Genomic DNA, 18,403 nt, shown 5'->3' with positions numbered 1-18,403 from the left:
GAAGGCTTTTGGCCGCAGGTCTTGAAAACAGTGGGTTACAGGCTCTTGGCGTTTTCCGCCAGGTAGTCGGCAACACCCTTGGCATCGGCCTTCATGCCTTTCTGGCCTGGACGCCAGCCGGCCGGGCACACTTCACCGTACTGTTCGGTGAACTGCAGGGCTTCGACCAGACGAATCATCTCGTCGACTTCACGACCCAGCGGCAGGTTGTTGACTACCTGATGCTGCACCACGCCTTTCTGGTCGATCAGGAACGAAGCACGCAGGGCAACGCCGGCGTCATGCTCGATACCATAGGCACGGGTGATTTCGTGTTTAACGTCAGCGACCATGGTGAATTCGACTTCGCCAATGCCGCCCTTCTCCACCGGCGTGTTGCGCCAGGCGTGGTGGGTGAACTGCGAGTCGATGGAAACACCGACCACTTCAACACCCAGCTCACGGAACTTTTCCATACGGTTGTTGTGGGCAATGATTTCCGACGGGCAGACGAAGGTGAAGTCCAGCGGCCAGAAGAACAGCACGACGTATTTGCCGCGCAGGGAGGAAAGCGTGAAGCTGTCAACGATCGAACCGTCACCCAGCACTGCCGCGGCATCGAAATCAGGGGCTTGCTTGTTAACCAGAATGCTCATGAAAACTCCTTGAAGATTGAATTCGAAGGCGTTGAAAAGTTGTGCGCACTGTAGCGAGGTGGCAGAGATTAAGGAAATATCCTTAGACAATCTACCTTATAGACGACCTCTATTTACCGTCTTGGGAATGGCCTGATCCTCTATGACCTACGGGTCACAAGCGACCTCGGCTTTTGTTACATCGCGTGTCGCCAAGCCTTGCCGGCTTTCACCGGGTGCCCAAACTCGGTAATGTCAGCGCGTTTTATCCTCACGCGGAGCCTTCTATGCAAGCCCCTGTTCTTTCTGGCCCGGACTACCTGCGCCAGGGCTTAACACTGGTACTCAGCCCGGGCCTGCGACTGTTCGTGCTGCTGCCTTTGACGATCAACCTGGTACTGTTTTTCGGCCTCATCTACCTTGCCGGGCACCAGTTCAGCCTGTGGGTCGACACGTTGATGCCCAGCCTGCCGAACTGGCTGAGCTTTCTCAGCTATATCCTGTGGCCGCTGTTTGTCGTGCTGGTAGCGCTGATGGTGTTCTTCACCTTCACCCTGCTCGCCAATATCATCGCCGCCCCGTTCAATGGCTTTCTGGCTGAAAAGGTCGAAGCGGTAATACGCGGCAGCGATCAGTCGCCGCCGTTCAGTTGGAGCGAACTGGTCGCCATGGTGCCGCGCACGCTGAGCCGTGAGCTGCGCAAACTGGGCTACTTCCTCCCACGCACCATCGCCCTGTTCATTCTGTCGCTGATTCCGGTGGTCAACCTGATCGCGGCGCCATTGTGGCTGGTGTTCGGGATCTGGATGATGGCCATTCAATACATCGACTACCCGGCCGACAACCACAAGCTGGGCTGGAACGAAATGCTCGCCTGGCTGCGGGAAAAACGCTGGAAGAGCCTGAGCTTCGGCGGCTCGGTGTACCTAGCGCTGCTGATCCCGTTCGTCAACATCCTGATGATGCCGGCGGCGGTAGCGGGGGCCGTGGTGTTCTGGGTACGTGAAGACGGTGACAAGGCGCTAGCGCCGACGAAGGTAAGCTGACGCCTTGATACGGCCTGCCTTCTGGCAGGCCGTAGCGTCTCTGGTCAGGCCGACATCAGCTCGCCAGGTGGCTGGAGAACTGGCCCACCGCGCTGACAACGCGCTTGGCGCCGTCCTGAATTTCGACAATCACCGTTCCGGTCTGCCCGACCAGCTCCAGGCCTTGTTCGGCCTGACGCTTGCTGCTGTCGATAATGTCCACTGCGGCTTTGGCCAGTTGTTCGTTCTGCTGCACCACCCGGGCGATTTCCTCGGTGGCGGCGCTGGTACGCGACGCCAATTGCCGTACTTCGTCGGCAACCACCGCGAAACCACGGCCTTGTTCACCCGCGCGAGCGGCTTCAATGGCCGCGTTGAGCGCCAGCAGGTTGGTTTGCCCGGCAATGTCGCTGATGGTCTTGATGATCGAGCCGATCACCTGAGACTGCTTGTCCAATGCCTCGATACCCTCCGCTGCATCCTGCATGTAGGCCTCAAGGCCACGCATGACTTCAACGGTATTGTTCACAACCTCGGCACCCTTCTGAGCGCTGGCGTCGGTCTGCTGAGAGGTCTCGTAGGCAATGTTGGCTGCCTCGGCAACAGCTTGTTCCTGCTTGACCTGATCGGTGATTACCGTGGCGAATTTGACCACTTTGTACAGCACGTCGTGCGCATCGATGATCGGGTTGTAGGACGCCTCCAGCCAGACTTCACGCCCATGGGCATCAATGCGCTTGAAACGGTCAACGATGAACTCGCCACGGCGCAGCTTGTCCCAGAACGCCTGATAATCGGGCGAGTTGTAATCTTCCGGCGTACAGAACACCCGGTGGTGCTTGCCGCGCAGCTTCTCGAGGGTATAACCCATCGTCTGCAGAAAGCGGTCATTGGCCGTGAGCACTTCGCCGTCGAGATTGAACTCGATCACAGCCGTAGAGCGCATCAGCGCATTGATCAGGCTTTCATGCTCACGAGAGGTTTCAATGGTGCGGGTCAGGTCGCTGGAGTGCAGCGTAAAGTACTGCAGCCGCCCTGCGCTGTTCTTGACTGGCTGCAAAATCGAACGCAGCCAGGCTTCCTCGCCGTTGCCACGCAGCAGACGGAAAGCACCATTGAGGTGTTCACCGCGGGTGATGGCACCCCTCATTTTCGTGTAAAAATCGAGCTGTTTGACGTGAGGCGGAACGATTTCTTCGATGTTGCGGCCAACCAACTGGCTGCTGTCGTACAGCATCTCTTTCTCGAAGTTGCTGTTAACCGACTCGATACGGCCCTGCGGGTCTAGGTGCAGTACCAGCATCTCACTGTCGAGACTGCTTTTGACCTGTTCCATGGAAAGCAGGTCTTCACGCAGCTGGAGGATTTCTTTTTTCAGTTTGCTGTTGAACATTACCGCCCCTGGAGCGCAAGACCTTCAATTGAATGCATCTGCATCGGCCGATTGTTCGACATTCTTGAGCGCGCCAATACGAAATATTTCGGTCACACAAGCCCCGAGGTCAGGCGTCACAAAGCCGTCATGCCACCGTCACGCCTGCGCAATCCGCGGGCATGAAACTGTACGTCATGACAGCACATACCTTGCGCATCGCCCTGGTCAGCGAGACCTTCCCACCCGAAATCAACGGGGTTGCCAACACGCTAGGCCGCCTCAGCGAAGGGTTGCGCTCACGCGGGCATCACGTCGAACTGGTGCGCCCGCGCCAGGCAAGTGATTTACCTGGCACAGGCGACGACCAGGCACTGTTGTGCCGTGGCTGGCCACTGCCCGGCTACCCCGGCTTGCAATGGGGCCAGGTGTCGATGCACAAACTCCTGCGTCACTGGCGCCGGCAGCGCCCGGACGTGCTGTACATCGCGACCGAAGGCCCCCTCGGCTTGAGCGCCCTTCGGGCTGCACGGCGCTTGGGGATTGCCGTGGTCAGTGGCTTTCATACCAACTTTCAGCTGTACACCGCCCCATACGGTCTGGGCCTGCTGAAGCATGCACTCACCCACTACCTGCGCTGGTTTCACAACCGCACGCACACCACCCTGGTACCGAGCATCAGCCAGCGCCAGACACTGCAACGACGAGGTTTCGAGCGCCTGGGCCTGCTCGCCCGCGGTGTCGACAGCCACCTGTTCAACCCGGCGCGACGCAGCCAGACGCTGCGTGAACACTGGGGGTTGGGTAACGAGGACATTGCCCTGATGTACGTCGGGCGATTGGCTGTGGAAAAGAACCTGGGCCTGTTACGCCGCAGTGTCGAGGCGCTGTGCCAGGCTTATCCACAGCGGCGCATCAGGCTGATTGTGGTCGGCGACGGCCCTCAGCGGGCTGCACTGGAACAGCAACTGCCACAGGCGGTTTTCTGTGGTGCCCAACGCGGCACGGCCTTGGCCGAACACTATGCGTCCGGGGATATCTTCCTCTTCCCCAGCCTCACGGAAACCTTCGGCAATGTCGTGCTTGAAGCACTGGCGTCAGGGCTGGGCGTCGTCGCCTACGATGAAGCCGCTGCGGCTCAGCATATCCGCCACGGGCACAGTGGCGCACTGGCCATGCCAGGTGACGAGAATGCATTCATCGACGCCGCCAGTTGGCTACTTGAAGACAGTGAGACCTTGCGCCGGGTACGCCTGAATGCTCGCCAACATGCCAGCCGCCAATGCTGGCCAGCGATTGTCGAGCAATTCGAGGCCTACTTGCGTACAGCGTGCGAACAAGCGGCCAGCGTGCGCCAACCACCTGTCCCACTGACGATCAAACCGGGCTCATCCGCACCTCACGGGTGAACGAAGTCGCCCGTTAGAACGGGTTAGCCCAGGGCTTTCTCGATTGCCTGCACCACTGTCGGATCATCCGGCGCGGTACGCGGAGCAAAGCGGGCCAACACCCGACCATCCTTGCCAACCAGAAATTTTTCGAAGTTCCAGGTGATATCGCCTGGGAACTCCGCGCCTTCGCCAGCCAGCAAACGGTACAGGGGGTGCCGCTGCGGACCGTTAACGTCCAGTTTGCTGCCCAGAGGGAAATTCACCCCATAGTTAAGGCTGCAAAAGGCCTGGATCTCGCTCTCGGTGCCCGGCTCCTGCCCGGCAAACTGGTTGCACGGCAAGCCCAGCACGTTGAAACCCTTGGCTTTGTACTGCTGATAGAGGTTTTCCAGCGCAGCGTATTGCGGCGTCAACCCACACTTGGAGGCGACGTTGACCACCAGCACCACCTGGCCCTTGAAGGGCGCCAGGGGTAACTCCTGGCCATCCAGCGCTTGCAACTTCAGGTCGTGAAATACACTCATGACTAACTCCTCTATTGCCAATCCGGGCCACGGCGCCCTTTTGGCTCGCCCACTAAAAAGGCGCCCGGGCTGATCGCAGGTCCCAGTGGGTGCCTGACCGATCGTCCCGACCGCCTTCGCGACTTCCTGAGCTTAGCGCAGAAAATCAGTGGTGATGACCACCTTCGCCGTGGATGTGGCGATGTGCGATTTCTTCTTCGCTGGCGTCACGAACGTCAACCACTTTGACCTGGAAGGTCAGGCGCTGGCCAGCCAGTGGGTGGTTGCCATCGACGGTAACGTCGTCGCCGTCCAGATCACGGATGGTGACGATCTGCATTTGGCCGTCCGGCGCCGAAGCGTGGAACTGCATGCCGACTTCCAGCTCGTCGACACCTTCGAACATGCTGCGGTTCAGGGTGCTGACCAGTTCAGCCAGGTATTCGCCGTAGGCATCTTCAGGTTCGATGGCAACATTCAGTTCCTCACCGGCTTTCTTGCCTTCCAGAGCCTTCTCCAGGCCCGGGATGATGTTGCCTGCGCCATGCAGGTAGACCAGCGGAGCGCCGCCGGCGGAGCTGTCGATGACCTCACCAGCGTCGTTGGTCAGGGTATAGTCGATGGAGACAGCCTTGTTGGCGGCGATCAGCATGGGGCGAGACCTTTTGCAGAAGAATATAGAGCCATAAGTGTAACCAAGGCCTCGTCCGAAAGCGAACGTAACCCAGACAAACGGAATACCATGAGCGACAGCCGCATTCTCGGTTTTCATCAGGACGAGGACGGCCACTGGGTGGTCGAATTGTCCTGCGGCCATACTCAGCACCTGCGCCACCAGCCGCCCTGGCAATCGCGCGCGTGGGTGCTGGACGCCGACCAGCGCCAACAGCGTATCGGCCAGCCTTTTTCCTGCGGCTGGTGCGCGCAGGGTGTCGATAGCGATACCCTTGGCAATTGATTCTTTTGCACAGCTCACCTCGAGACGCTCGCATGCAGACATTTTTTATCGCGCCGACCGACTTTGGTGTCGGCCTGACCTCCATCAGCCTGGGCCTGGTCCGCACCTTGGAGCGGGCCGGCCTGAAGGTGGGCTTTTTCAAGCCGATCGCCCAGCCACACCCAGGTGATACCGGTCCAGAGCGCTCCACCGAGCTGATCGCACGCACCCACGGTTTGAAGCCGCCGAAGCCACTGAGCCTGGCCCACGTCGAGCGCATGCTGGGCGACGGCCAGCTCGATGAGCTGCTCGAAGAAATCATCACCCTCTACCAGCAAGCCTGCGAGGGCAAGGACGTGGTCGTCGTAGAAGGCATGGTGCCGACCCGCCACGCCAGCTACGCTGCGCGGGTCAACCTGCACCTGGCGAAAAGCCTGGATGCCGAGGTCATCCTGGTCTCGGCACCGGAAAGCGACGTGCTGGCCGAACTGTCCGGGCGGGTCGAGCTGCAAGCGCAGCTGTTCGGTGGGCCGAAGGACCCGAAAGTGCTTGGGGTGATCCTCAACAAGGTGCGTAGCGACGAAAGCATGCACGCTTTCGCCACACGCCTCAAAGAGCACTCGCCAGTGCTACGCAGCGGCGATTTCCGCCTGCTTGGCTGCATTCCCTACCAGGCCGACCTCAATGCACCGCGCACCCGCGATGTGGCGGAACTGCTTGGCGCCCAGGTGCTCAACGCCGGGGACTGTGAACAACGGCGGATGAACAAGATCATCCTCTGCGCCCGTACCGTCGCCAATACGGTGCCACTGCTTACACCTGGCACCCTGGTGGTAACCCCGGGCGACCGCGACGACATCATCCTCGCCGTCAGCCTGGCATCGATCAATGGTGTACCACTGGCCGGCCTGCTCCTGACCAGCGACAGCAAACCCGACCCGCGCATCCTCGAACTCTGCCGGGGAGCACTGGCGGCAGGCCTGCCGGTACTGTCGGTGAGCACGGGTTCCTACGACACGGCCAACCAACTGAACCAGCTCAACAAGGAAATTCCGGTCGACGACCGCGAGCGCGCCGAGATCATCACCGACTTCGTCGCCAGCCACCTCGACGCCAGCTGGCTGCATCAGCGCTGTGGCACCCCACGGGAGATGCGCCTGTCACCTGCGGTGTTCCGTTATCAACTGATACAACGTGCCCAGCAGGCCAACAAGCGCATCGTCCTGCCGGAAGGCGCCGAGCCCATGACCGTGCAGGCTGCGGCCATCTGCCAGACCCGCGGCATCGCCCGGTGCGTGCTGCTGGCCAAGCCGCAAGAGGTGCAGGCGGTGGCCCGCGCCCAAGGTATCGAGCTGCCAGAAGGCCTGGAAATCCTCGACCCGGACTTGATCCGCGAGCGCTATGTCGAGCCGATGGTCAACCTGCGCAAAAGCAAGAGCCTCAACGCGCCAATGGCGGAGCAGCAACTGGAAGACCCGGTGGTCATCGGCACCATGATGCTGGCGCTGGACGAAGTCGACGGGCTGGTCTCGGGCCTGGTGCACTCCACCGCCAACACCATCCGCCCGGCCTTGCAACTGATCAAGACCGCGCCGGGCTGCACCCTGGTCTCGTCGGTATTCTTCATGCTCTTCCCCGAGCAGGTGCTGGTGTACGGCGACTGCGTGATGAACCCGCACCCCAGCGCCAGCGAACTGGCCGAAATCGCCCTGCAGAGCGCCGACTCGGCCGAAGCCTTCGGCATCACGCCACGGGTGGCAATGATCAGTTACTCCAGTGGCGATTCAGCCAGTGGCGAAGAGGTGGAGAAAGTACGCGAAGCCACCCTGCTCGCCCAGGAAAGCCAACGCAACCTGCAGATTGACGGCCCATTGCAATACGACACGGCGGCCAACGAAAACACCGCCCGCGAACTGGCGCCAAACAGCCCGGTAGCAGGTCGCGCCACCGTGTTCGTCTTCCCAGACCTCAACACCGGCAACACCACCCACAAAGCCGTGCAGCGCAGTGCCGACTGCGTCAGCCTCGGGCCAATGCTGCAAGGCCTGCGTAAACCGGTCAACGACCTGCCCCGCGGTGCCCAGGTCGACGACATCGTCTACACCATTGCCCTGACTGCGATTCAGGCCAACCGCTCTCTGGATAGTTGAACCATGCTCGCTTTTCTGCCCGCGCCTGTGCGCGGGATCATTGCCTCGTTGCTGCTGGGGCTGAACACCCTTGTGTGCTGTACCCCGCTGTTCATCGTCAGCCTGTTCAAGCTGTGCTTGCCGTTTCCGGCGGCACAGAAGCTGACCGACGAACTGATGCGCCACATCCACGAAGCCTGGATCAGCAACAACAAGGGCTGGATGAACCTGATCAGGCATACCCACTGGCAGGTGGAGGGCCTTCAAGGGCTCGACTACCAGCACAGTTATCTGGTCACCAGTAACCACCAGAGCTGGGTGGACATCCTGGTGCTGCAGTACGTGCTGAACCGGCGTATTCGGCCGCTGAAGTTCTTCCTCAAGCACGCCCTGATCTGGGTACCGGTGATCGGGCTGGCCTGGTGGGCACTGGGCTTTCCGTTCATGAAACGCTACTCCAAGGCCTACCTGGCCAAACACCCGGAGAAGCAAGGCAAGGACCTGGAAACCACCCGCCGCACCTGCGCAAAGTTTCGTGGCACGCCAACCGCCATCTTCAACTTTGCCGAAGGTACCCGCTTCACCCAGGCAAAACATGCCGAACAGCAGTCACCGTTCCAGCACCTGCTCAAGCCCAAGGCTGGCGGCATCGCCTTCGTGCTGGATGCGATGGGTGAACAACTGCAATCGATCATCAACGTGACCCTCTACTACCCAGACGGTGCGCCGGGTTTCTGGGACCTGCTGTGCGGGCGGATGACACGGGTAGCGGTGCATATTCAGGAACTGGCCATTCCCGAGGAGTTCCTCGGCAAAAGCTATGACCAGGATGACGCGTACCGGCTGGCGTTCCAGCAATGGATCAACCGGCTATGGGAAGAGAAGGATCAGCATTTGGCGCAGTTACACCGTCAACGCTGATACCCGCAAGGCGGGTTACTACATACCGTAGCAATCCGCCTTGCTGGCGACAGACCGACGGTTACTGGTACTGCTGACCAGGAATCGGCTTCAGGTTGACCTCTACACGACGGTTTTGTGCACGGCCATTGGCATCGGCGTTGCTCGCAACCGGCTGATCCGGGCCAGCACCGCGTACCGACAGACGCGAACTGTCAACGCCCTGGGATGTCAGGTAAGTGCTGACAGCCTGCGCACGGCGCTGCGACAGGTCCATGTTGTGCTGGCGGCTGCCGGTGCTGTCGGTGTAGCCAACGATTTCAATGGTGTTCTGGTTGAACTGCTTGAACGAGTTGGCCAGGTTGTTCAGCGGCGAATAGAAGCTCGGGGCGATATCCGACGAGTCGGTGCCGAAGGTAATGTTGCCCGGCATGATCAGCTTGATCTGATCGCCCTGGCGCTGCACTTCCACGCCGGTGTTGGCCATGCTTTCACGCAGTGCCGCTTCCTGCTTGTCGGCGTAGTAACCGTAACCGGCCGCCGCTGCACCCACAGCTGCCGCACCGATCAGTGCGCCCTTGCCACGGTTGTCGTGGTTGATTGCAGCACCCGCGATTGCGCCGGCCAGCGCGCCAAGGCCGCCGTACTTGGCAGTTTTGCTCATTCCAGTGCTTTGCTGTGCCTGCCCTTGGTTATCGTAAGGGCTTGGGGTGGCACAACCGGACAGCATGGCAACTGCGGTAGCGACAATAATCAGACGACGCGAGGTGAACATGGAAAAGCTCCTACAGGGATTCTAAAGCACATCGAAAATTGGCAGACCTATACGGGCCTTGGAACGCGACAAACGCAAATAATTCCCTGGCTCAGGCCCGAACAAATGGATTTTCACGCATTTCATCACCCAAACGGGTGTCTGGTCCATGCCCGGTTATAACGGTAGCGTCCTCATCCAGCCGGTACAGGCGCTCTTTGATCGAACGGACAATGGTCGGCTGATCGCCGCCCCACAAATCGGTACGGCCAATACCACGACGAAACAGCGTGTCGCCAGCGATCAGCAACTTGGCATCGGCGAACCAGAAACTCATCGAACCCGGGGTATGCCCCGGCGTGTGCAAGGCAACCCCACAACCGCACGCCAATTCTTCGTCATCGGCCAGCCAGCGATCCGGCGACGGTACCGGCGTGTAGGGTACGCCGAACATCCGGCACTGCATTTCCAGGTTATCCCAGAGGAACTGGTCTTCCTTGTGCAAGTGCAGCGTAGCACCGGTCTTTTCCTTCAACAGGCCGGAGGCCAGGAAATGGTCCAGGTGCGCATGGGTATGGATGATACTGACCAGCTTCAAACCGTGAGCATCAAGGCGCGCGATAATCTGCTCATGGTTGCCGCCCGGGTCGACGACGATGGCCTTCTTGGTAATCGGGTCGCCGATCAGGGTGCAGTTGCACTGCAAAGGGCCGACGGGGAAGGTTTCGCGGATCAGCGCGGGACTGGCGGTTTGCATGAGGTGATCCTGCCAAAAGGAGATGGCATATTTTGGCACAGCCGGCTGAACCCGCCGATATCACTTTCGTGAAAACAGGCCGGTAGTCGGTTCAAAACCCCAGCGCCAGCGTCTGCCTGCCTTCCAGTGCCAACAGGAACTGCTTGGCCGCCAACCCACCGGCATAGCCGGTCAAACTGCCCGAGGCGCCAATCACCCGGTGGCAAGGGACAATGACCGAAATCGGATTCTTGCCGTTGGCTGCCCCTACGGCGCGCACCGCTTTCGGGCAGCCAATCTGCCGGGCGATGTCACTGTAGCTACGGGTTTCGCCAAACGGGATCGTCAACAGCGCTTGCCAGACCTTGCATTGAAACTCAGTACCGACAAAGTCGAGGTCCAACTCAAAGCGCTTTCGTGTACCGGCGAAGTACTCACCGAGCTGCCGCTCGGTGGCCAGCAACACCGGGTTTTCAAGCGCCTCACGCACGGCACTCAAGAGAACCCGATTGGGCTTCTCGTTTTCCCAGAGCACTGCGGCGAGCCCGGAGGCGCTTGCAATCAGGGTCAATTGGCCGACAGGTGAACCCATCATCTTGAATACGTAGGACATGCCCTGAATTCCATAAATCATCGTGAGGTCAGCAGCGCATCCCCATCTGAAGGCTCCAGATGAAATTCGCGTTTTTTTGACGCCAAATTAACCAACTCGCCTGTATCAACGCTACAGATTCTGATAAAAAGCGCGATACCGTAGCGGCCACCCAAGGAAAGGCCGCCGTTCGCCCAGGAAGCTAAAATGCCCAGTCCACTCGGTTACTCCTCTGTCTGGTACGCCTCTCTCAGCAACAACGTCCAGCTCAACAGCCTTTTGTTTGGTACTGCCTGGGGCAACGGCGCGAGTACGACGAACCTGACGTACAGTTTCATCAATCCATACGTCTCGCTTTTCGCCCGCAGCTACACGTACGACAACGAGTACCAGGCAAGCTATGCCCTGACCGCGCCGCAACAGGCCGCTGTCTCCAGCGCCCTGAACAACTGGTCTGCGGTGGCCAACATCAAGTTTACCCAGGTCAAGGAAACTGCGAGCAACGTCGGCGACCTGCGTTTTGGCGGTTACGCCTACATGAGTGACGACACCGCGGCCTGGGCTTACTTTCCTGACAGAGCGCCCAGTGCTGGCGATGTCTGGATCGGGCCAGCAACCAACAACAAGGCGCCGGTCAAGGGCACCTATGACTACATGACCTTTGTGCATGAGATTGGCCATGCACTTGGCCTGAAACACCCCTTCAGCACCAGTGCCTACAACTACACCGTACTGGCGCCAGAGCTCGACGATGTCCACTACACCCTGATGAGCTACAACAACGCCTATTCCTTTGAGCCCACCTCGCCCATGTTGCTGGACATCCTGGCGATCCAGAAGCTCTATGGCGCAAATACCCAATGGCAAACCGGTAACAACACCTACCAGTGGGGCGCCGACCAATCAGTCTTCGAAACCCTCTGGGATGCCGGCGGCATCGATACCCTTGACGCGAGCAACCAGAAAGCCTCGGTGCTGCTCAATCTGAATGAAGGCCAGTTCAGCAACATCGGCAAAGCCTTCTATGACCAGACGGACATGACAGCCATCAACAACGGGCTGGCTATCGCCTATGGCGCAAAAATCGAAAATGCCACGGGGTCGGCCTTTGGCGACACCCTGATTGGCAACGCCCTGAACAACGTGCTGGATGGTCGTGGCGGCAGCGACACAATGATCGGCGGTTCGGGAAACGACACCTATATTGTCGACAACGTCGGCGATATCGTCAGTGAAACCAGCACCCTGAGCAGTGAGATCGACACCGTTCTCTCCTCAGTCAGTTACGCCCTGAGCGCCAACATTGAAGTGCTGACGCTCACCGGTAAAGCCAGCAGCAACGGCACTGGCAACGCACTCAATAACCGCATCACCGGTAACGCCGGAGCGAACGTGCTGGACGGCGGTGCCGGGGTCGACACCTTGATCGGTGGCACCGGCAACGACACCTACGTGGTCGACAACAGCGCCGACATCATCATTGAAACCAGCGCCTTGGCCAGCGAGATCGACACCGTTCGAGCCTCAGTGAGCTGGACCCTGGGCGCCAACCTGGAAAACCTTACCCTGGCGGGCAGCGGTAACCTCAACGGCACCGGCAACACCCGCAACAACGTGCTGACCGGCAACAGTGCCAACAACACCCTGAACGGTGGCGCAGGCAATGACCAACTCAATGGCGGGGCGGGCAACGACCTACTCGAGGGTGGCCTGGGTGCCGATACCCTCAGCGGCGGCCTTGGCAATGACATCTATGTGATCGACAACATCGCCGACAAGGTCATCGAGGCCAGCAACGAAGGCCGCGACCTGGTCCGCAGCAGCATCAGCTACACCCTGGCCGGCAACGTCGAAGACGGCCTGCTGCTGGGCAGCGGCGCGCTCAAACTGGTGGGCAACGCGCTGAACAACACCCTGACCGGCAACACTGGCGCCAACGTGCTGGACGGCGCAGGCGGTGCCGATGTCCTCGACGGAGGCGCTGGCAACGACACCTACTACGTCGATAACCTCGCGGACACCATCATCGAGCGAGGCGCCTCGCTAACCGAGATCGACAATGTCTTTTCAACAGTGAGCTGGACCCTGGGCGCCAACCTGGAGAACCTGACCCTCACCGGCCTGGCTGCGATCAACGGCACCGGCAACGCACTCAACAACCGCATCACCGGCAATGCCGGAGCAAACATCCTGGACGGCGGTGCCGGGATCGACACCCTGACCGGTGGCACCGGCAACGATACCTACGTGGTCGACAACCTGCGCGATGTCATCATCGAAAAAAGCACCTCTGCCAGTGAAATCGACACGGTTCGCACTTCAGTTAACTGGACCCTGGGCGCCAACCTGGAAAACCTCGTGCTCACCGGCAGCAGTAACCTCAGCGGGACCGGCAACACGCGCAACAACGTGCTGACCGGCAACGCAGGCGACAACCTGCTAAACGGCGGTGCAGGTGCCGATACCCTCAGCGGCGGCCTCGGCAATGACATCTATGTGGTCGACAACATCGCCGACATGGTCATTGAGGCCAGCGGCCAAGGCCGCGACCTGGTGCGCAGCAGCGTCAGCTACACCCTTGCCGCCAACGTTGAAGACGGCGCGCTGCTGGGTAGTGGCGCACTCAAGCTGACCGGCAACACACTGAACAACACCCTGACGGGCAACAGCGGCGCCAACCTGCTCAACGGCGCTGGCGGTACCGATACCCTCGACGGCGGTGCAGGTAACGACACCTATTACGTCGACAGCACCGACGACCTCATCATTGAACGAGGAACATCGCTCAAGGAAATCGACAGCGTCTTCTCTTCGGTCAATTGGACCTTGGGCGCCAACCTGGAAAACCTGACGCTCACCGGCAGTGCCAACCTGAACGGCGCCGGCAACACCCTCAACAACCGCATCACCGGCAACGCAGGTGACAACCTGCTGGACGGTGGCGCAGGTATCGACACCCTGATCGGTGGTACCGGCAACGACACTTATGTGGTCGACAACCTGCGCGACACCCTCGTTGAAACCAGCACCCTGCCCCGCGAGATCGATACCGTGCGCGCTTCGGTCAACTGGACCCTGGGTAAAAACCTGGAGAACCTGACCCTCACCGGCACTACCAACCTGAACGGCACCGGCAACGGACTCAACAACGTGTTGATCGGCAACAGCGCCAACAACACCCTGAACGGTGGCGCAGGCAATGACCAACTCAATGGCGGGGCGGGCAACGACCTGCTGATCGGCAGCCTCGGCACCGACACACTCACTGGCGGCAGCGGCGCCGACCGGTTCGTCTTCAACCTGCTGAACGAGTTGGGCAAAGGCAACGCACGCGACGTCATCACCGACTTCAACAGCAGCGAAGGCGACAAGATCGACCTGTCGAAGCTCGACGCCAACGTCCTCACCAAAGGCATCAACACCTTCAGCTTCATTGGTGCCGATGCATTCAGCGCCGCCGGGCAAGTGCGCTTTGTCGATCACATCCTCTACGGCAACGTCAACGCCACCCCGGACGCTGACTTCGAGATTCACCTGGTAGGTGTCAACAGTTTCGGTGCGCAGGATATGATTGGCTGATGACGGTAACTCGCAGGCAGTAAAAAACCTGGGCAATCTCAACGCCAAGCCGACTTGTGTCTTGAGGCAGGAATAAAATTGGAATTGAGCACGGTGGCGCACCTACCGTGGGAGCACACCTTGGTGGCGGTGGAACCCGCAGGGTTCCCAACGTATGCAGCTCATCCAATAGCCGGTGTAGAAGACCCAAAGTGCCAATATTCCAGCATTAAGCCATGCTACATGCTGGAGTATTAGCACAATGGCAACGATACAGCGCACTTACGGCAGGTAGAGCCTGAACACGCCGCCGCCCAACGGCCCGCCGTTGCCGATTTCAATGCGCCCCTGCAGCCCGTCGCGTTCATGCAGCGCAGCAATGCGGGCCGCGAAGTAGAGGCCCAGGCCGGTGCTGCCGCTGCTGGGGTTGATGCCCTGCACGTAGTCGCTCTGGCGTTCGAGCATCTGCAGAGGATAACCTGGGCCGTCATCGTTGACGCTAAGTACTAGTTGGTCGTCTTCTTCGCTGACGGTTATCAGCAAGGCGTGGCCGGCGTAACGGATGGCGTTGTTGAGGATGTTGGACACCACCGACCCAATCAGCTCACGGTCAAAGAAGCCCAGCGGGTTGACGGTGTCTATCCGGTAGCTGGCCAGCAGGTCGCGGTGGCTCAGCACGTCCTGGTGCGCCGCCAGTTGCGCTTCGATGAAGTCGTCCAGCTCATGGTAGCCAGGGCACATCGGCAACTGGTTGACGCCCAGTTTGTACAGGCCCAGCAGTTGCACCAGCATGCCGTTGAGGTGGGCGAATTCGTGCTCCATGACGCCCAGCTCACTGCCGCCACGTTGCGTGTCAGGCAAACGGGCCAGCCATTGGCTGTGGGTCTGCATGAGCATCGCCAGGGAGTTTTTCATGTCGTGTACGGTGGAGGCGATCACCGTGGAGAAGTCGAGCCCCTGCTTGTTTTCGCTCATCCACCAAATGCCCGTATATGCAGTTTGCGATAGCGCTCGTAGCGCGCGTCACTTTCAGGAATACCGGCCACCCGGCTGAGGCAGGCGCGGCACTCTTCCAGTACGGCTGCGGTTGGCGTATCACCGGCCAGGCGCAGCAGTGCCTGGGTAGTGTTCAGGGCGATGCTGATGTTCTTCGGCTGCAACACCAGTGCTCGACGGAACAGGTCCAGGGCGCCACCCAGGTTGCCGGCCTGGTAGCTGCGCACGCCTTGGCGGTTAAGGTCGACGGCTTCGTTGCCCCCACCCAGAATCGCCGGGTCATCGGTCAGGGTTGCGATGTTTTTCATCACCGCCGGGTCGTCGCCATACACCTCAACGCAGTTCTTCAAGATGCCGTTACTGGCCGCTTCCTGCCCGAGTTGTTGCAGTTGGGTCGCCACCAGCAAGGCGGCTTCGGCAGAGAAGAACTGGTCCATGCCCTCGATGCGAGCCATGGCCTGCTCGGTGAGCTTGGCGGCGGTCTCGGGGTCACCCGCCTTGATCAGGCTGGTGGCTTTCATCAGGCGGGCGCGCACTTGCAGGCCCTGGTCGTCGGTGTACTCCTTGGCCACTTCGCTCAAGGCCGAGTTGATCTCTACCCGCGTGCGCGCATCCATGCCGCCGCCACCGTTCTTGCTGATCAAGGCCTGGGCCAGGCCCAGGTTGCTTTCAGGGTCTTTGAAACGCGAATGCTGGCCCTGGCTGACCGCCTGACGGTAGGCGCGTGAAGCGCTGTCGAAGTCTTCGTTGCCCAGCGCCAGCTTGCCCAACAGCATCTGCCGACGCACGGCCAGTGGCGACAGGCGCACCGCCTCTTCAAGCACGCTTTGAGCGCGCTTGGTTTCGCCGGTGGCCGTCAGTACGTCGGCCAGGCCGTCGTACAGGCCAGGCATCAGCGGGAAGGCCTTCAAGGCTTGCTCATAGATGCCTTGGGCCTGGCCAATCTGGCCACGTTTGAACAGTAATGCGCCAAGGGCGGCATAAGCCCAGGGCGTGGCACGGCTGCTGAGAATCGCCTTGAGGAATCGCTCAAGGTCTTCATAGCGATTCAGGTCACGCAGGGCGTTGGCCCGGTAGCGCAAGCACAACGGCGCAAAGCGCTGGTCCTGACGGCAGAGGTTCTCGCACGCGGCCAGTACCTCGGCGGGTTTGCCGCGGTCGAGCGCCTGCAGAATCGGCTTGAGCAAGGTTTTGCGCTGTACCAGCTTTTCCAGCCGCTGGGCCAGGCCGATCCGGTTGAACGGTTTGGTCAGATAGGCATCAGGCTCATGTTCCAAAGCACTGAGCACCACTGCCTGGCTGCTTTCAGCCGTGACCATGATGAACACGCATTCATGGCTGATGAGCTTGTCGACCATCAGGTCTTCGAGGGTTTGCTGGCCGTTTTTCTTGCCATCGCCCAAGTGAAAGTCATGCAGGATGAAGTCATAGCGTTTCTGCGCACACATGCGCAGCGCCTGCTCGCCGCAGTCAGCAGTGTCGACGTCTCGCACGCCCAGCTCGCGCAGCATGGAGCGGACGGAGCTGCGGAAGTCGGAGAAGTCATCGACGATAAGAAAACTTTTTTGGCTGTAAACCAACATCCAAGGAACCTGTCATGGGGAAGTAAGGAGACACACGCAAGCAACGATTACAACGACAGGCTCATCCCTTTAGCCCGCTATGGCGCACAGCTGATAACCAACGGTTGGGCTATCACGCACTGCAACACCACTCTGTCACACACCCAATTGGCTCCCCAGACGATATTGATTGTTCCCCGAGCGCTTGGCGTCATACATCGCCAGGTCTGCGGTGTGGATCAGGTTATCCATACTCGTGGCGTGGTCGGGAAATACCGCCACACCCAGGCTGGTGCCGATCACACACGTTTCACTGGCAATCTCCATCGGCATTGAAAGTGCCCGGATAATCATTTCGCAAAGCACATGGATTTCTTGTTGTATGTTCAGGTCGGACGACAAACCTTCGAGCACCAGCACGAACTCATCGCCCCCGATACGTGCCACTGTATCGGCCGTACGCACCAGATTCTTGAGGCGCTTGGCCGTGCTAATCAGGACCTGATCACCCGCCGCATGACCGTAGCCGTCGTTGATCGCCTTGAAGCCATTGAGGTCGAGAAAAATCAGCGCCACTCGGGTGCGCTGGATGCGTGCCTGCTCAAGTGCCGCCGACAGCCGCTGCTCAAGAACCAGGCGGTTGGCCAGGCCAGTCAGCGCATCCTGATGGGCCATGCTGTGCAGTTGGTTGGCCCAGGCTTTTTCTTCGGTGATGTCGCGTACCACCCCCATCATCTTGATGGCCTTGCCGTGGGCGTCCTTGATCACATTGCCGGTCTCGCGCAGCCAACGCACCGTACCATCGGGCCAGATCACCCGGTACTCCTCGTCATGGTTTTCGCCGGTTTCAATGCAGCGCAACTCGCCCGCCCTGACCTGCTGACGGTCGTCCGGGTGGACACTGTTGCAGAAGTGTTCATAACTGGGGGTGATCTCGCCCACCTGATAGCCGAACATGCCGTAGATGGCTTCAGACCAGTACAACTGCTCGGTGTCGACATCCCAGTCCCAGGTGCCAATGCGGGCAAAGTACTGGCTGCGTTTGAAACGCTCGATGTCGTCAGGGAGGATGGCGCTCGCTTGGGCACATTGGCTGCAAACGCCCGGCGGTGAGCCCGCCAGTTGCGCTTGAAGCTCAGCCAGGCGAGCACTCAGGTCGCGCTCGCGGTGCAGCGCACGGCGCCACACTATCAGCAGCACCACGATGCCAAGGCACATCCAGAGAAGTAGCACGTTCAGGACTGCCGTCATGACAGCGGGGCACTCGATAATAAATGGCTAATCGCCATCTTAATCGAAGCAAGTTGTACACAAAAGCCTGTTAACCCGATGGT

The 18,403-nt window shown here is 59.9% G+C and carries 15 protein-coding genes and 1 pseudogene; 6 read left to right on the top strand and 10 right to left on the bottom strand.

Translation table 11 applies throughout. From position 1 onward, the window contains the following. Window positions 1–35 precede the first annotated feature (35 nt). Window positions 36–635 carry a peroxiredoxin gene (locus tag CYD26_RS04290; RefSeq protein WP_102051868.1) on the bottom strand — a complete coding sequence of 200 codons (600 nt, stop codon included), beginning with the start codon at window positions 633–635 and terminating at the stop codon, window positions 36–38. Window positions 636–901: 266 nt separating this feature from the next. On the opposite strand from CYD26_RS04290, the gene cysZ reads away from it, so the two are divergent. Beyond that, on the top strand, window positions 902–1,660 hold the full coding sequence (cysZ, locus tag CYD26_RS04285; RefSeq protein WP_099773566.1) for a sulfate transporter CysZ: 759 nt from the start codon (window positions 902–904) through the stop codon (window positions 1,658–1,660). Between the two features lie 55 nt (window positions 1,661–1,715). On the opposite strand, the gene CYD26_RS04280 is transcribed toward cysZ, so the two are convergent. Next, window positions 1,716–3,032, bottom strand: a complete 1,317-nt coding sequence (locus tag CYD26_RS04280; protein WP_099773565.1) for a PAS domain-containing methyl-accepting chemotaxis protein — start codon at window positions 3,030–3,032, stop codon at window positions 1,716–1,718. Window positions 3,033–3,208: 176 nt separating this feature from the next. Here CYD26_RS04280 and CYD26_RS04275 point away from each other — a divergent pair, with 176 nt between their 5' ends. Continuing rightward, a complete protein-coding gene (locus CYD26_RS04275) occupies window positions 3,209–4,420 on the top strand; it encodes a glycosyltransferase family 1 protein (RefSeq protein WP_102051867.1) in 1,212 nt (403 codons plus the stop codon). Window positions 4,421–4,443: 23 nt separating this feature from the next. On the opposite strand, the gene CYD26_RS04270 is transcribed toward CYD26_RS04275, so the two are convergent. Together CYD26_RS04270 and CYD26_RS04265 are read right to left on the bottom strand one after the other, a co-directional pair. Next, window positions 4,444–4,926 carry a glutathione peroxidase gene (locus CYD26_RS04270; RefSeq protein ID WP_065759115.1) on the bottom strand — a complete coding sequence of 161 codons (483 nt, stop codon included), beginning with the start codon at window positions 4,924–4,926 and terminating at the stop codon, window positions 4,444–4,446. A 145-nt stretch (window positions 4,927–5,071) separates the two neighbouring features. Then, window positions 5,072–5,557 carry a peptidylprolyl isomerase gene (locus CYD26_RS04265; RefSeq protein ID WP_065759116.1) on the bottom strand — a complete coding sequence of 162 codons (486 nt, stop codon included), beginning with the start codon at window positions 5,555–5,557 and terminating at the stop codon, window positions 5,072–5,074. Between CYD26_RS04265 and CYD26_RS04260 the strand changes: the two are divergent. From CYD26_RS04260 to CYD26_RS04250, 3 genes and pseudogenes are all read left to right on the top strand, one after another. Further along, window positions 5,526–5,863 (top strand): annotated as a pseudogene (locus tag CYD26_RS04260) (DUF3565 domain-containing protein). The gene CYD26_RS04265 and the pseudogene CYD26_RS04260 overlap by 32 nt on opposite strands. A 32-nt stretch (window positions 5,864–5,895) precedes the next feature. Continuing rightward, window positions 5,896–7,992 (top strand): phosphate acetyltransferase, encoded by a 2,097-nt coding sequence (gene pta / locus CYD26_RS04255; RefSeq protein ID WP_065759117.1) that lies wholly within the window; start codon window positions 5,896–5,898, stop codon window positions 7,990–7,992. A gap of 3 nt (window positions 7,993–7,995) precedes the next feature. Then, window positions 7,996–8,892, top strand: a complete 897-nt coding sequence (locus CYD26_RS04250) for an acyltransferase (RefSeq protein ID WP_102051866.1) — start codon at window positions 7,996–7,998, stop codon at window positions 8,890–8,892. Between the two features lie 61 nt (window positions 8,893–8,953). Here CYD26_RS04250 and CYD26_RS04245 read toward each other — a convergent pair whose 3' ends face one another. The 3 genes from CYD26_RS04245 to CYD26_RS04235 all read right to left on the bottom strand — a co-directional run bounded on the left by CYD26_RS04245 (window position 8,954) and on the right by CYD26_RS04235 (window position 10,974). Then, window positions 8,954–9,646 (bottom strand): OmpA family protein, encoded by a 693-nt coding sequence (locus CYD26_RS04245; protein ID WP_065759119.1) that lies wholly within the window; start codon window positions 9,644–9,646, stop codon window positions 8,954–8,956. Window positions 9,647–9,737: 91 nt separating this feature from the next. Beyond that, complete coding sequence (locus CYD26_RS04240; RefSeq protein WP_065759120.1) at window positions 9,738–10,382, bottom strand: MBL fold metallo-hydrolase; 645 nt, start codon at window positions 10,380–10,382, stop codon at window positions 9,738–9,740. Window positions 10,383–10,473: 91 nt separating this feature from the next. Further along, window positions 10,474–10,974: a methylated-DNA--[protein]-cysteine S-methyltransferase gene (locus CYD26_RS04235; protein ID WP_065759121.1), complete on the bottom strand. Its 501-nt coding sequence runs from the start codon at window positions 10,972–10,974 to the stop codon at window positions 10,474–10,476. Between the two features lie 186 nt (window positions 10,975–11,160). Here CYD26_RS04235 and CYD26_RS25690 point away from each other — a divergent pair, with 186 nt between their 5' ends. Then, window positions 11,161–14,532 (top strand): M10 family metallopeptidase, encoded by a 3,372-nt coding sequence (locus CYD26_RS25690; protein WP_102051865.1) that lies wholly within the window; start codon window positions 11,161–11,163, stop codon window positions 14,530–14,532. Between the two features lie 261 nt (window positions 14,533–14,793). Here CYD26_RS25690 and CYD26_RS04225 read toward each other — a convergent pair whose 3' ends face one another. The 3 genes from CYD26_RS04225 to CYD26_RS04215 form a co-directional block, all read right to left on the bottom strand. Continuing rightward, a complete protein-coding gene (locus CYD26_RS04225) occupies window positions 14,794–15,486 on the bottom strand; it encodes a sensor histidine kinase KdpD (protein WP_065759127.1) in 693 nt (230 codons plus the stop codon). Next, entirely contained in the window at window positions 15,483–17,090 is a 1,608-nt protein-coding gene (locus CYD26_RS04220) for a tetratricopeptide repeat-containing response regulator (RefSeq protein WP_065759128.1), read from the bottom strand. Before CYD26_RS04220 ends, CYD26_RS04225 begins: the two co-directional genes overlap by 4 nt. 135 nt (window positions 17,091–17,225) lie before the next feature. Next, window positions 17,226–18,302, bottom strand: a complete 1,077-nt coding sequence (locus CYD26_RS04215) for a sensor domain-containing diguanylate cyclase (protein WP_178081687.1) — start codon at window positions 18,300–18,302, stop codon at window positions 17,226–17,228. Between the last annotated feature and the right edge of the window lie 101 nt (window positions 18,303–18,403).

It is taken from the genome of Pseudomonas sp. FFUP_PS_473 (assembly GCF_002858665.1).
Classification (GTDB): Bacteria; Pseudomonadota; Gammaproteobacteria; order Pseudomonadales; family Pseudomonadaceae; genus Aquipseudomonas; species Aquipseudomonas defluvii.
Note: the sequence above shows the minus strand (reverse complement) of the source record. Positions and strands in the feature narration are given on the sequence as shown.